Below are 12,709 nucleotides of genomic sequence, written 5' to 3'. Positions count from 1 at the left end.
ACGCTCGTCATCGTCGCGGGGCTGGCGTGGTTCTTCGCGATCGGATGGTCGCGGCTGTGAGGCGGTTCAGGGACAACGCCCTCTCCGTGACGTTCCTCGTCCTGTTCGTGCTGGCGGTGTGCGGGCAGGCCGTGGCGGGGCTGCTCGACTACAACGACCGGCAGATGGCCGCGGGCGCGGAGCCGGTCTCGCTGCCGGACTACGTGGCCTCGTCGTCCTTCGCGGTCGACGTGGCCGAGAACTGGCAGTCGGAGTACCTGCAGTTCTTCCTGTTCATCGTGGTGACCGTCTGGCTCGTCCAGCGCGGCTCGCCCGAGTCGAAGGAGCCGGGCGAGGAGGGGGCGGAGTCCGACGAGCAGCAGCGGATCGGCCGCTACGCCGAGGCCGGCTCGCCCGCCTGGGCGCGGGCCAGAGGGCTGCGGTTGTGGCTGTTCAGCAACTCGCTGGGGCTGGTGATGGGCGCCGTCTTCCTGCTGTCGTGGCTGGCCCAGTCGGTGGCCGGGCAGGCGGCCTACAACGCCGACCGGCTGACCGACCTGCGCGATCCGGTCTCGTGGAGCGCGTACGTCACCTCGCCGGAGTTCTGGAACCGGAGCCTGCAGAACTGGCAGTCGGAACTGCTCGCCGTGCTGTCGATGGTGGTGCTCTCGATCTATCTGCGGCAGCGCGGCTCGCCCGAGTCGAAGCCGGTCGGGGCGCCGCACGCCTCGACCGGGGTGGAGGGCTGACCGGTGACCACGGCGACGACGCGGGTGCCGGGCTCGAAGGCGCCCTGGCGGGCGAGGTCGAAGATGCCGTAGAGCATTTTCGCCACGTAGATCCGTTCGACTCGATATTTCGTGATGAATCGCTCTAGGGTCGGGGTCGACTTGGCGTATCCGCCGAAGTGGTAGTCCAGGTTGATCTCCCAGTTCGGCCACGTACGGCCGTACGCCTCCCGCTGCAACCTGGCCACCTCACCGGCGAGGAACCCCGCCCCCTTGAGCACCGCGAACCCGATCGCCCGCTTCCCCTCGGGCAGCCCCGCCGAGATCCCGGCCAGGGTGCCCCCGGTGCCGACCGGGCAGCAGATGACGTCGTAGTCGCCGGCGATCTCCCCCGGCAGCTCCGCGCACCCGCGCACGGCCGCGGCGTTGCTCCCGCCCTCCGGCAGGATCACCACGTCGTCACCCCACCGCTCCCGCAGCCGGGCCTGCACCTCGTCGGTGTGCTTGAGCCGGTAGGAGGCCCGGTCGAGGTAGGCGAGCGTCATGCCGCAGGCGGCGGCGTGCGCGAGTGCCGGGTTGAGCGGCCGGTGCTCCTCGCCCCTGATGACGCCGATCGTCTCGATCCCGTGCCGCCGGCCGGCCTCGGCGACGGCCCTGATGTGGTTGGAGTAGGGGCCGCCGAACGTCAGCAGCCGGGAGCGCCCCAGGTTGTACTTCAGCTTGCGCGGTTTGTTGTCGTCGTGCGCCAGGAACACCCGGACCTGGCCGAGCCCTGGGTCCAGGAGTTCCTCCATGGCGCTAGTCTACGGTCGGGCCTATGTTGAGGAGTGTTCGATAATGCGCGTTGTTGAAGCTTTTCGTGCCGCCTACGGCGCGTCCCCCGAAACCGTCTGGCACGCGCCCGGGCGGGTCAACCTGATCGGCGAGCACACCGACTACAACGACGGCTTCGTCCTGCCCTTCGCGGTGCCGTGGGGCGTCACCGCGGCGATCACACCGCGCGCCGACGCGACCATCCGCCTGCTGTCACTCCAGGCCGACGGCGGCCCCCTCACCCTGGCCGGCCACGAGGAGTCGACGGGCTGGACCCGCTACGTCGTGGGCGTCCTCGCCATGCTCGGCGACCGCGTCTCCGGCGCGGACATCGCGATCGACGGCGACGTCCCCCAGGGCGCGGGGCTGAGCTCCAGCGCCGCCCTCGAGGTGGCCGTCGCCTCCGCGCTCAACGACCTGCACGGCCTCGGCCTGACCCCCATGGAGATCGCCCTGCTCGGGCAGAAGGCCGAGAACGACTTCGTCGGCATGCCGTGCGGCATCATGGACCAGGCGGCCTCGGCGCTGTGCGAGGAGGGGCACGCGCTGTTCCTCGACTGCCGCTCCCTCGCCTCCAGGACCATCCCGCTCGACCTGGCCTCCCACGGCCTCGCCATGCTCATCATCGACACCCAGGTGCACCACGAGCACGCGGGCGGCGAATACGCCAAGCGCCGCGCCGAGTGCGAGTCGGCGGCCCGCAAGCTCGGCGTCCCCGCGCTACGCGACGTCACCGACCTGCCCGCGGCGCTCGGGCTCCTCCAGGGTGACGAGCGCAGGCGCACGATGCACGTCGTCACGGAGAACCACCGCGTGGAGGCGCTGATCGGGCTGCTGCGCGCGGGCGCGGTCACGGAGATCGGCGCGCTGCTGAACGCCTCGCACCTCTCGCTCAGGGACCAGTACGAAGTGTCGTCACCCGAGCTGGACGTCGCCGTGGAGGCGGCGGTCAGGGGCGGGGCCAGGGGCGCGCGCATGACGGGCGGGGGCTTCGGCGGCTCGGCCATCGCCCTGGTGCCGGTCGATCGGCTCGACCGCGTCCAGGAGTCGGTGGCCGCCGCGTACGCCGAGCGCGGCTTCCAGGCCCCCCGGTTCCTGCCCGCCACCCCGGCCCGCGGCGCCCACCGCATCTGAAGGGCCGCTGACCCGCGCGTGCCGTTCCGCCCGCTGGACCTGCCCCTGCGGTCCGCCCCCTGACCTGCCCGCGCCGGCAGCGGTCAGAGGGCGGGGAAGTCCGGCGCGCGGCGTTCGAGGAAACTGGCGACGCCCTCCGCGAAGTCCGGCCGCTCGAAGGAGGCCAGCATCTCCCGGACGGCCGTTTGCGCGGACTCCTCCAGCGTCGCCTCCCAGTCGTGCCAGAGCTGCCGTTTGATCACCGCCATCGACGCGGGCGAGCTGTGCGCCGCCAGCTCGAGCGCGTACGCCCGTGCACGCGCCACCAGTTCCTCCCCCGGCACCGCCCGGTTGACCAGCCCCAGCTCGTACGCCTCCTGCCCCGTGAACACCCGGCCCGACAGCAGCAGGTCCATGGCCCGCTGCTGTCCCACGAGGCGCGGCAGCACCCAGGAGAGCCCGTACTCGGCGATGAGCCCGCGCCGCGCGAAGGCCGTCGTCCACTTGGCCTCCTCGGCCGTCATGACGAGGTCGCAGACGAGCGCGTGGACCATGCCCAGCCCCGCGCACGCCCCGTTGACCGCGGCGATGATCGGCTTGCCGATGGTCGTGGGAAAGGTGTGGGGCCGGGGGTCGGGCCGCTCGTCGTAGGTGCCGGTCCTGAGCGCGTCGAGCGTCTTGAAGTCGGCGCCCGAGCAGAACCCCTTGCCCGCGCCGGTGACCACGACGGCCCGGACCGCGGGGTCCTTCTCCGCCTCCGCCAGCAGGTCGAAGTAGCGCCGCCCCATGGCGTCCGTCCACGCGTTGAGGGTGTCGGGACGGTTGAAGGTCAGGGTGAGCACGCCCTGGTCGACCGTTGAGAGCACGAGTTCCGCCATGACTCCAACCGAACCATGTTCTAGCCCCGGGTGGCAAGGCTAGCGGTGGTGGACGAAGGCCGGGGTGAGGACACGGGTGTCGTAGTAGCGGTGGAAGACGGGGGTGGCGGCGCCCGAGAGCGGTGGCACGATCCACGACCAGTCGGCCGGGCAGGCGCGCCCCGCCTTCTCCTCCTTCGACAGGTGCGTCAGGAAGCGGCGCGACTCCGTGTGGTGGTCGGTCATCGTGACTCCGGCCCGCTCGAACGAGTGCAGCACCGCCACGTTCAGCTCCACCAGCGCGTGGTCGCGCCACAGCGTCCGCTCGGTGGAGGTGTCCAGGCCGAGCCGCTCGGCGGTCATCCCGAGCAGGTCGTACCTGTCCTCGTCGGCCAGGTTTCGGGCGCCGATCTCGGTGCCCATGTACCAGCCGTTGAAGGGCGCGCACGGGTAGCAGATGCCGCCGATCTCCAGGCACATATCCGAAATAGCCGGAACGGCGTGCCAGCGCAGACCGAGGTCGGCGAACCACGGATATTCGGGGTGCGTCAGCGGCACCTCCAGAACGGCGTCCCCGGGCAGGTGGCACAGCAGCGCCTCGCCCAGGCCCGGCTGGACGATCAGCGGGAGCACGTCGAACCGGCCGGAGCCGCCACGCCACCCCATGGCCTGGGCCCGCTCGGTCAGGCCGGCGTTGCGCGGATCGCCGACGACGCCGCCGGGCGTGCGGTAGCCGGCGTACCGGATGAGCTGGTCGTTGAGCACGCGCGGCCCGCGCATCGCCGGGGTGTCGGGGGGCAGCACGGTGATCGTGGGCCTGATCTTGCCGTTGCCGGTCGCCTCGCGCAGGTGGGCGACGCATTCGAGGGCCACCCCCTCGGCCGTGGTCACCTGCCGGCGGTCGCGTACCCGCAAGGACCGCCAGTAGAGGCGGCCGATGCACCGGTTGCTGTTGCGCCAGGCCACCCGGGCGCCGAACTCGAGCTCCTCGTACGTGTGCGTGTAGGTCCCGGTGCGGGCCACCTCCCTGGTGACGTCCCGCAGCCGTGCGTTGAGTCCGCCCGCGGCGGGGTTCTCAGCGTGGAAGAGCCTGAGGAAACGCTCCGCCGCGCGCAGGTCGGCGGTTCGCGCGAGCACGGCGTTCATGGCCTGCACGGCGGGCGTGTCGAAGGTGCGCAATGACTTGATCCAGGTGGGCACGCGGCAACCCGTTCCTCCGTCGTCGGATCGCCCCGCCGATTCCGGGTCGGCGGCACGTCCTGGTGGCGGGCGCCCTCTCCTCGCCCCCGGCATGATGTCCCGCGGCTCCGGTCCACCGGACCGGATGCACCATCTTTCCCCGCCGGGCCCCGCTTTGTCCGGCCAACCTGAAAATACGTAATGATCTCGCTACAAAGCGTGAAACAACACCGCAGCGAGCGGCTCGGGCCACATGAGGTGTGCCCGGCGGCAAGCGCTTCACGAACTGGATCTTGCGGGTAGTACAGTGTCCACCTGATGTGGGAGGTGATGGGTGACTCCCCGACGCGCCCCGGACGCCCTGCGAGGTCTCGGAGCAGCGGCAGCAGGGCCGGTCAGCGCTGCTGCCGGCCGGCTCTGCCGCTCACGCCCATACCGCGGCGAGTGGAGCAGACGTGACCGCACCCGACTTTGATGTCCTGGCCATCGACGCCGACGGCCGGCGCACCTCCGGACGAGAGTTCCAGGCACTGGCCGATCAGCACGAGCAACTGACGGCCGCACTGCGCGGCAGCCTGCGGGCCGGCAGCGGCCTGCCCTTCGAGGAGATCGAGGGCCCGTTCAACCAACTGGCCGAACACCTGCTGCACCACCACGTCGCGGCCGGCGACGGCCTGCGCGTCGCCGGGGACGGACAGATCGTCATGGCCGACCGGAATCTCGCCGTCGAGCAGCTCAACACCGCCAACGTCCAGGCCAGGCTGTGACCACCGTCACCGACGACCCCGCGGTCGCCGCCGACTTCGGCATCCTGGGCCTCCCTTCCATTCCCGACCCCTCCCCGGCCTACTGGCGAGCCGACACCCTGCGGGCCTTCGCGGACCACCACACCCGGCTCGCCGGCGACGGCGCCCTGGCCTCCCGCCGCGCCGCCCACAACCAGGGCCCCGCCGCGAACGCCGCGGACCAGCACATCAGCGGCCCAGGTGGCACCCTGCCCCAGACCAGCAGCCTCGCCGGTCACTTCAGCCTCGCCGCCGGCATCCACAACAGCGCCGCGCGGTTCGTCCAGCACGGGAAGGCCAGGATCGCGGCATACGCGGCCGCCGCCGCCGCGCTCGCCCTGGCCGTCCCCCAAGTCCGCGCCTGGGTCAGAGCCAGAGCCCAGCGCCTGTATCGACAGTTCCGCAGCATCCTGGCCAAGTTCGGAGAGATCTACCGCAAGCTCCTCACCAGGATCGCGTCGAGAACGAGCCGGGTCCCCAGTGGCGCCAACCCCGGGGTGGTTCGCGCCGGAACCGGGCGTACGACCGCGATCTCCGCTCGAGAGCGTCAGGCCGTCCACCGCCCGCAGCCGTCCGGGCCGCTCGAACGTGACATGCCGCTGCCCAGGCCCGCGGACCTGCGCTTCGAACGCAACGACGAAGGCCTCATCACCGCCGTGAACGGCAAACCGGCACGGGAATTCGTGGAGGACATGACGTCGGTCAGGTCATCGGAATATCTGGCCCGTCGCGAGCAGGCGACCGACCTCGCCTACTCCCGCGCCAAGGCCGGTCCGGTGTACACGCTGCTCATGGATCGGCGCACGGGCAAGTTGTACGAAGGCCTGAACGACATGTTGCGGCACGTGCCCGACGACCTGCACCCTCTCCTTCGCGAGCGTTACGAGAACTTCGCCCGCTGGGCCCGCGCCAACGGCCCTTTCAAGCATGACGAGGGCTGGCCGGCGGGCGGATTTCCGCACTGGAGCGAGCCGGGCACGCATTCGGAGGTCACCGCGACCAGCCGGGCCCTCTGGGATCGCACGCGCAACGGCGAGACGGTGACGCCCGAGACGCTGCGCGAACTCTATTTCGACAACCGGTTACTGTCCGACCATTATCAGGGCATCGCCGCCCGGCAACGCATACCGTGCTGCGCCAACTGCACGAACTTCTTGTACGACACGCCGAACTCCGCCGGTTACTTCACCCGATATCCCTCCCTGGGCGACAGCCCGCTGGCCGAGTTCACACCACCCTGGGCAATATGACGGTCGGGAACACCATGCGCATCACGATGAACGATCTGGAATACGACCTGGACCAGCGGGTCCGCCATCAAGGCACGCTCTACAGCGGCACCGCGTGCGAGTTCTACGCCGACGGCACGGTCATGACCGAGCAGACCTTCGAGCAGGGCATCCCGCACGGCATCTCGCGCGCCTTCTACCCGGACGGCAGCATCGAGTCGGAGTGGCGACTCGACCACGGCCGCCGGCACGGCTCGCATCTGCGGTGGCACCAGAACGGACAGCTGGCCGAGGATCAGAACTACGATCACGGCAAGCTCATCTCGAGCCAGGCCTGGCACCCGGACGGGACCCCGGACACCCTGTAGGGCCGGGCGATGAGCCCGCGCGCTGGATGCGGGCTCCGGTGGCACGCGGGTGGTGCCGCCTCCAGGGACGGCTCAAGTCCTCTGTCCTGATCCAGGAAGAGGGCCTGACGTGACTACCGAAGCTCCCGCGATTGGACTCGAACCAGACTCTCCCGGTGTCGATCAGTTCACGCTGATTCGGATGCTGGGTCCGGCCAGTGAACTGAGTTCGGACCCGTTCATACTGGTCGCCGCGTGTGGCTCCCGACTTGGCTCCCCTTTAGACGCCCAGCCAATCACGCTCCTGGAAACGCCCCTCCTCAACCTTGCCCGGATTGTCCCCAGCGGTCACTGAAGGCTTGTGGACTTGTTGTCGCGGGCGCGTGCGGCATCCATTGACCGCGCGGGTGGCTGCAGGAACAATCTTGCTCGGACAGCTACCCGAGTCGACCGCATCGGGCGATCACGCTGAGGGACGGTATGTGGACGAGCATCGGAAAACCAGGCAGGAACTTGTCCTGAGGGTGCTCGGCTGGGGCACTGTCGTCTACTTCTTGATCACCGGCTTCGCGCTGGATCAGCATGCGTTGTTCGAGTTGAACCCTCCGCCGTTAGCGGCCCGGCTGTATGAGAAGAAGATCGCCTATGCGGACGCTCTTGAAGGCAAGAGCCGTCAACTGGGTAAGACCGATACGGTCGAGGCCGCGAACCTCGCCATGCAGGCTGCCCAGGTCAGGGCCGAGGTCGACTCTGCCATCCGGGAAGAATCAGACAGCCGTGGCCGGGCTATCGCCCTGATCGCCGGCGGCGTGGCGTTCTCTACCCTGTATCCCTTATTGATCGTGGTCACATACCGCCGAACTGACCCTGACGGCACCTTGGCGGCCGACGACCTTGTTCCGTTGAGGGCGGCTCTGCTATATGGCATTGTGATGAGCGTCGTGACGGCGGCAGCGGCGATTATGACAGCTTACGAGTGAACAGGCCGAATTCGCAGGACGGCGCATGGGTAGGCATAGGCCGCGCCACTCGGTGTTGCTCGCGCAGAACGCACTCTGAGCGCGCGTCGCGTCGGGTAATGACCTCTTTGGTGTGAAGCAGACATACCGATTTTGTCAGAGGGCGTTTGCCTGGTGGAGCCCATGTTCGTCACTCGCTTCGTGATAGGGCACGAACCAGACGAGATGGCCGTCCATACCAGCCACCTCCACTGGCACGGACATGCGACGCCATCCCGGAGCCGAAGCGCCCCCGCCGGAGGCACGCAGTAAGGCAGCCCCGTGACTGCCTCTGTGTGCGCTGACCAGCTCGACCCGTGAGCAGAACCGTGCGCCCTGCGAAAGCGGCCCTGTCCTCGTCCGCGCCAGCCGACCGGCGTTTTGCGGGTCGGGCACCGAAGCCCGACAGGTGCGAACTCGTCGGACGTAACGTCTCGGCCCTGTGCGAGACACCACCTGGGCAGGAGGGACGCCCAAGCAGGTCCCTCACGCTGGACCAGGCCGTCACGCTCCTCAAGGCATGCGAGGGGGAGACGTTCGGCTCATACGTCATCACCTCGCTCCTCACCGGCATCCGGCCCGAGGAAGCACATCTCGTCGGGCACTCGACACCCAGCACCGCGCAGACCGTCTGCCGGCACCAGATCAGGCCGGTCATCGTCCATGGCGCCGAGGCCATGGAGCCGTCTTCGGGAACGGTGACCAACCTGGGTAGGGCTCCCTTGTTGGCTCCCGGAACGACTCAGACCCCCAGTCCTTGATCAAGGATGGGGGCCTGAGCTTTGCGTCTTCGACGCTACCGAAGCTCCCGCGATTGGACTCGAACCAATAACCTGCCGGTTAACAGCCGGCTGCTCTGCCGTTGAGCTACGCGGGATCGGGCTTTGCCCACGTCATCGGGGCTTTCGGGCCCCTCCGCCGTGCGCACGACTAGATTAGCGCACTCTGGGAGTGCGTGTCGCATCATAAGCAGGGTAGGCCCGGAGGCAGCGGAGGTGCGAAATGCGTTATCGAATGACATTCGCTGTTGGACTGGCGGTCGGCTACGTGCTGGGCAGCCGGGCAGGACGCGAGCGGTACGAGCAGATCAAGCGGACGGCGCAGCGTGTCGCGGACAACCCCAGGTTCCAGGAGGCGGCCGGAGTGGTCGGCGCGCAGGCGTCGAAGTTCGCCGGGATGGCCAGGACGAGGGTGGGTGACACGCTGCAGCAGCGGATCCCGTTCCTGCACGACAACCACAGGCCCGACACGGGCACCGGCTGGCCGGACGACGGCGTCGAGGGCAGGAACGCGAAGGAGACCGGCATCCCCTACTAAGCGGCGCGTGGGCGTGGGGGCCACGGCTCACACGCCCATGCTGCGCCGCACCCCCTCCAGGGCCTGCTCGGCCTGCGCGCGCAGGCCGGGGTCCTCGGGGTCGAGGCCGTCGTCGAAGACGAAGGTCCAGCCCAGCACCTCGCCTCCCGGCCGGCGCCGGGCCACCAGCCGCACGCCGCCCTTGCCCGGCAGGTTGACGTGCTTGTTCACCACGATCGTCGCGTTGACGCGCTCGCGCAGCGTCTCGGGCACCATGCGCGGCTCGGCGATCCGCCCGGCGTGCCATCGGCCGTCGGTGGTGAGCACCCGCACCCCTTCGTCGTCCCACGACGCCCTGTCGATCTCCTCGTACGGCAGGCGCGTGCCGTCGGCCAGGTGCAGGGCGAGGTTCGTGGCCACCACGTGGCCGTCCTCGGAGGGGGTGAAGGTCAGCACCCGCTCTCCCGGCTCCATCGTCAGGGACCTGCGCACGTCGGCGGGCAACCGGCGGAAAATGCTCATTCCATAACGGTATCGGCGAGCAGATCCAGGGTGAGCGCCGCGCTCCAGGAGAAGTCCCGGCACCCGCGCCCGCTGCCGTCGAAGGGGTCGAAGCACTCGCGGAAGCCGGCCTGCCGCACCAGGCGCAGGGTGCCGTGGGTGAGCTGCCGGGCGAGCGGGTCGAGCGAGTGCACGGCGGCGGCCCTGCGCAGCAGCCAGTTGGTGTTCACCCAGGAGGGGCCGCGCCAGTAGCGGGTGCGGTCGAACTGGGCGGCGCGGATCTCGCAACTCGGCACCGGGTAGCCGGTGGCGCCCATGAACCTGGCCGACTCCAGCACCTCGACGGTGGCGCGCACGTGCTCGCCGGGCAGCCACGGGTCGAGCAGCGGCCCGAACCCGCCCACCGTGCACACCTTGATCAGCCGGTCGGTACGCAGGTCCCTGGCGTAGAAGCAGCCGTCCCAGAGGCGCTCGATCATGGCCTGCCGGATGCGCTCGGCCTGCTCGGCGTGGGGCGCGGGATCGGCTCGGGCCAGCGGCGCCAGCTCCGCCAGCGCCTGGCAGGAGGCCAGCCAGATCCCGTTGAACATCGGGTCCTCGATCGCGAACGGATGCTCGTCGCGCAGGTAGCCGGCGCTGTATCCGGCGTCGCGGTAGCGCATGGCCAGCCAGACGTAGCGGTCGTGGGCGCTGTCGGGGTGGCGCTCCTCCATGTCGACGTTGCGGTAGCCGTACCTGATCACGGGGAGGGCGGCGAGCGCGTCGTCCCAGGCCGGGCTGTCGTCCATGCCCGACTCCCACGGATGCACGATCGCGGCCAGCCCGGCCCCGCCCAGGTCGCGGGCCGAGGCGAGGTAGTCGTGCTGGGCCACCAGCGCGGGGAACGCCTTCCTGACGAAGGCGACGTCGCCGGTGTGCCGGTAGAGCCACCACAGGGCGAGTCCCTGCAGCGGCGGCGAGGTGAGCCCGGAGGTGAGCACGCGCGGCGCGGCGTCGTGCTCCTGGGAGCGCCAGACGGAGGGTCCTGGGAAGTACGCCTCCCGCGTGTGGAAGACGATGTGCGGCACCATCCCGGTCGCCCACTGCCCGCGCAGCAGGCTGAGCAGCTCTTCGCGGGCCCGGTCGGGCCGGTGCCTGGCCAGGCCGATGACGACGAACGCGGAGTCCCAGCTCCATTGGTGCGGGTAGAGGCCAGGCGCGGGCACGGTGCCCGTGCCTGTCCAGTTCGCCTCGAGCACGGCCATTGCCTCGCGCCCGAGCGCGGCGTCGTCGACCGCCGGCCGCGCCTCCATCACCCAACTATGCCTGGGGATCCCGCGGGAAGCTACTGCGCGGGAACCCGCCGCTTGTCAGGCCCTCTTCGCCCACTTCGCCAGGAACATGACGCCCAGCGCCACGCCACCGATGATCAGGCCCCACTTGAGCAGCGTGAGGGCGAAGCTCACGAGGGGGCCGAGGAGCACGAGCGCGGCGACGACCGCCGCGATGATCAGAAGAATACGTCCCATGTTCGAAACGGTACGAGATCTTTTAAGTCGTTTGCAGGTGACACAGGGTTGAATCAGGGGCAAGTCAGGGGTTCCCCCCACCCCGGAACCAACCGGCACGACCTTCGCGTTGAGTCGGTAAGGAGCACCGGGGCATCGGGGGCCCGCTTCACGGGGAGCGTGATGAGCCTGGGACCGCCCATGAGCAGGGAAGCCGCGGAATACGCACTGCGTGCCCGCGCGGACGAACGCGACCGGATCTCCGGCGACCTGCTCGATCTCGAATCCCACACCACCTACCAGGTGCTCAGAGGCGCCTCCTTACGTGGGACCACCGAACGACGATGGACGGCGACGCAGGACTCCCTGACCACCCTGTGGCGGCTCAACGACGCCTACCGCGCCGTGCTGCGCCGCGCCGAGCAGATCAGGGCCTCGCGCGCCCGGCCCGGCGCCGAGCAGCTCGCCGCGCTCACCGAGCTGCTCGCGGGCTCCTCCGTCGTGCTGCGGGCCGCCGCCAGGCCGGTCGAGCAGCGTTCCCTCATCCCCCAGGCGGACCTGCGGCTGACCCTCGACGAGGCCGTGACCCGGATGGACGCCGCCTTCCGCGAGGTCACCTCCGCGCTCAACGACGTCGACGCCGTGTGGAACGGCGTGCTGCCTCGGCTCGACGGCGCCGACGCGGACCTGCGCGAGATCCACGATCTCGAGAACGAGCTGGGCGAGAGCGCCGGCCTGACCGTCGAGGCGGGCGAGCTGGCGCGGTTGAGGACCGCGGTGCTGGAGGACCCGCTCGGCGCGACCGTCGAGCCGCACCTCGACCGGCTGGCGCGCCTGCTCGCCTCCTCCCGCGCGGAGCTCGACCTGGCGATCACCGTGAAACGGGAGTTCGCCGCGCGGCGCGAGAACCTGGTGGCCGCCCTCGACCTGGTACGCGCGGCCGAGAGCGAGGCCCGGCTGGCCCACGGCGCGGTCGTCGTCAAGATCGCCCTGCCACCACAGGCCCAGCCGCGCAGCCGCGTCGGCGCGCTGGCCGGCGAGCTCGACGCGCTCGACGTCTCGGCCGACCCCTGGGTGGTGAGGGCCAAGCGCCTCGCCCGTCTCGAAGACGACACCCGTGAGGCCGCCGAGCAGGCGCGGACCACGGCGAAGGCGCTCTACGGCCTGATCAGCAGGCGCGACGAGTTGCGCGGGCGCCTCGGCGCCTGCGAGGCGATGGCCGCCCGCAAGGGCCTGGCGGAGGACCAGGCGGTGTTCGAGTCGTTCGCGCGCGCCCACAGGTTGTTGTGGAACGCCCCCTGCGACCTGACGAAGGCGGCTGCGGCCGTCGAGAACTACCAGCGCGCGATCCACGGAGGCAAATGATGACCCGCTGCGCGCAGCCCGGCTGCACGGGA

At 70.0% G+C, this 12,709-nt stretch carries 14 protein-coding genes and 1 tRNA gene; 8 read left to right on the top strand and 7 right to left on the bottom strand.

What is annotated here, in order from left to right; translation table 11 throughout:
• The first annotated feature begins 56 nt into the window (after nucleotides 1–56).
• The gene (locus ABGB14_RS02535; RefSeq protein ID WP_347641863.1) at nucleotides 57–728 is read left to right on the top strand and encodes a DUF6766 family protein; all 672 of its coding nucleotides are present in this window, start codon (nucleotides 57–59) and stop codon (nucleotides 726–728) included.
• On the opposite strand, the gene ABGB14_RS02530 is transcribed toward ABGB14_RS02535, so the two are convergent.
• Complete coding sequence (locus ABGB14_RS02530; RefSeq protein ID WP_347641862.1) at nucleotides 653–1,501, bottom strand: pyridoxal-phosphate dependent enzyme; 849 nt, start codon at nucleotides 1,499–1,501, stop codon at nucleotides 653–655. The genes ABGB14_RS02535 and ABGB14_RS02530 overlap by 76 nt on opposite strands.
• A gap of 43 nt (nucleotides 1,502–1,544) precedes the next feature.
• On the opposite strand from ABGB14_RS02530, the gene galK reads away from it, so the two are divergent.
• Nucleotides 1,545–2,654, top strand: a complete 1,110-nt coding sequence (gene galK / locus ABGB14_RS02525) for a galactokinase (RefSeq protein ID WP_347641861.1) — start codon at nucleotides 1,545–1,547, stop codon at nucleotides 2,652–2,654.
• Nucleotides 2,655–2,737: 83 nt separating this feature from the next.
• Here the strand turns inward: galK and ABGB14_RS02520 are convergent, their stop codons facing one another.
• Nucleotides 2,738–3,511 carry an enoyl-CoA hydratase-related protein gene (locus tag ABGB14_RS02520; RefSeq protein ID WP_347641860.1) on the bottom strand — a complete coding sequence of 258 codons (774 nt, stop codon included), beginning with the start codon at nucleotides 3,509–3,511 and terminating at the stop codon, nucleotides 2,738–2,740.
• A gap of 39 nt (nucleotides 3,512–3,550) precedes the next feature.
• Nucleotides 3,551–4,690: a nitric oxide synthase oxygenase gene (locus ABGB14_RS02515; RefSeq protein ID WP_347641859.1), complete on the bottom strand. Its 1,140-nt coding sequence runs from the start codon at nucleotides 4,688–4,690 to the stop codon at nucleotides 3,551–3,553.
• A gap of 434 nt (nucleotides 4,691–5,124) precedes the next feature.
• Here ABGB14_RS02515 and ABGB14_RS02510 point away from each other — a divergent pair, with 434 nt between their 5' ends.
• The 4 genes from ABGB14_RS02510 (at nucleotide 5,125) to ABGB14_RS02495 (ending at nucleotide 8,010) form a co-directional block, all read left to right on the top strand.
• On the top strand, nucleotides 5,125–5,436 hold the full coding sequence (locus tag ABGB14_RS02510) for a hypothetical protein (protein WP_347641858.1): 312 nt from the start codon (nucleotides 5,125–5,127) through the stop codon (nucleotides 5,434–5,436).
• Nucleotides 5,433–6,704: a hypothetical protein gene (locus tag ABGB14_RS02505; RefSeq protein WP_347641857.1), complete on the top strand. Its 1,272-nt coding sequence runs from the start codon at nucleotides 5,433–5,435 to the stop codon at nucleotides 6,702–6,704. The genes ABGB14_RS02510 and ABGB14_RS02505 overlap by 4 nt, the downstream gene beginning before the upstream one ends.
• Nucleotides 6,701–7,051, top strand: coding sequence for a hypothetical protein (locus tag ABGB14_RS02500; RefSeq protein WP_347641856.1), 351 nt, complete (start codon nucleotides 6,701–6,703; stop codon nucleotides 7,049–7,051). Before ABGB14_RS02505 ends, ABGB14_RS02500 begins: the two co-directional genes overlap by 4 nt.
• A gap of 461 nt (nucleotides 7,052–7,512) precedes the next feature.
• Entirely contained in the window at nucleotides 7,513–8,010 is a 498-nt protein-coding gene (locus tag ABGB14_RS02495) for a hypothetical protein (protein WP_347641855.1), read from the top strand.
• A gap of 823 nt (nucleotides 8,011–8,833) precedes the next feature.
• Here ABGB14_RS02495 and ABGB14_RS02490 read toward each other — a convergent pair.
• A tRNA-Asn gene (locus tag ABGB14_RS02490) sits at nucleotides 8,834–8,905 on the bottom strand.
• Between the two features lie 125 nt (nucleotides 8,906–9,030).
• On the opposite strand from ABGB14_RS02490, the gene ABGB14_RS02485 reads away from it, so the two are divergent.
• Nucleotides 9,031–9,345, top strand: a complete 315-nt coding sequence (locus tag ABGB14_RS02485; protein WP_347641854.1) for a YtxH domain-containing protein — start codon at nucleotides 9,031–9,033, stop codon at nucleotides 9,343–9,345.
• A gap of 27 nt (nucleotides 9,346–9,372) precedes the next feature.
• Here the strand turns inward: ABGB14_RS02485 and ABGB14_RS02480 are convergent, their stop codons facing one another.
• Genes ABGB14_RS02480 through ABGB14_RS02470 form a run of 3 tightly spaced genes read right to left on the bottom strand, consistent with a single transcriptional unit; the run spans nucleotide 9,373 to nucleotide 11,333 of the window.
• On the bottom strand, nucleotides 9,373–9,846 hold the full coding sequence (locus ABGB14_RS02480) for a hypothetical protein (protein ID WP_347641853.1): 474 nt from the start codon (nucleotides 9,844–9,846) through the stop codon (nucleotides 9,373–9,375).
• The gene (locus ABGB14_RS02475) at nucleotides 9,843–11,117 is read right to left on the bottom strand and encodes a hypothetical protein (RefSeq protein ID WP_347641852.1); all 1,275 of its coding nucleotides are present in this window, start codon (nucleotides 11,115–11,117) and stop codon (nucleotides 9,843–9,845) included. The genes ABGB14_RS02480 and ABGB14_RS02475 overlap by 4 nt, the downstream gene beginning before the upstream one ends.
• Before the next feature lie 57 nt (nucleotides 11,118–11,174).
• Nucleotides 11,175–11,333, bottom strand: coding sequence for a hypothetical protein (locus tag ABGB14_RS02470; protein ID WP_347620031.1), 159 nt, complete (start codon nucleotides 11,331–11,333; stop codon nucleotides 11,175–11,177).
• A 180-nt stretch (nucleotides 11,334–11,513) separates the two neighbouring features.
• Here ABGB14_RS02470 and ABGB14_RS02465 point away from each other — a divergent pair, with 180 nt between their 5' ends.
• Nucleotides 11,514–12,677 carry a hypothetical protein gene (locus ABGB14_RS02465; RefSeq protein ID WP_347641851.1) on the top strand — a complete coding sequence of 388 codons (1,164 nt, stop codon included), beginning with the start codon at nucleotides 11,514–11,516 and terminating at the stop codon, nucleotides 12,675–12,677.
• Nucleotides 12,678–12,709 lie beyond the last annotated feature (32 nt).

The organism is Nonomuraea sp. B10E15 (genome assembly GCF_039871615.1).
Lineage (GTDB): Bacteria > Actinomycetota > Actinomycetes > Streptosporangiales > Streptosporangiaceae > Nonomuraea.
This window is presented reverse-complemented; position numbering and strand designations above follow the sequence as displayed.

Coding starts and splice junctions, on each gene's coding strand:
- ABGB14_RS02470 (WP_347620031.1), bottom strand. CDS start 11,333: ATGGGACGTATTCTTCTGATCATCGCGGCGGTCGTCGCCGCGCTCGTG.
- ABGB14_RS02500 (WP_347641856.1), top strand. CDS start 6,701: ATGACGGTCGGGAACACCATGCGCATCACGATGAACGATCTGGAATAC.
- ABGB14_RS02530 (WP_347641862.1), bottom strand. CDS start 1,501: ATGGAGGAACTCCTGGACCCAGGGCTCGGCCAGGTCCGGGTGTTCCTG.
- ABGB14_RS02485 (WP_347641854.1), top strand. CDS start 9,031: ATGCGTTATCGAATGACATTCGCTGTTGGACTGGCGGTCGGCTACGTG.
- ABGB14_RS02465 (WP_347641851.1), top strand. CDS start 11,514: ATGAGCAGGGAAGCCGCGGAATACGCACTGCGTGCCCGCGCGGACGAA.
- galK (WP_347641861.1), top strand. CDS start 1,545: ATGCGCGTTGTTGAAGCTTTTCGTGCCGCCTACGGCGCGTCCCCCGAA.
- ABGB14_RS02520 (WP_347641860.1), bottom strand. CDS start 3,511: ATGGCGGAACTCGTGCTCTCAACGGTCGACCAGGGCGTGCTCACCCTG.
- ABGB14_RS02475 (WP_347641852.1), bottom strand. CDS start 11,117: ATGGAGGCGCGGCCGGCGGTCGACGACGCCGCGCTCGGGCGCGAGGCA.
- ABGB14_RS02480 (WP_347641853.1), bottom strand. CDS start 9,846: ATGAGCATTTTCCGCCGGTTGCCCGCCGACGTGCGCAGGTCCCTGACG.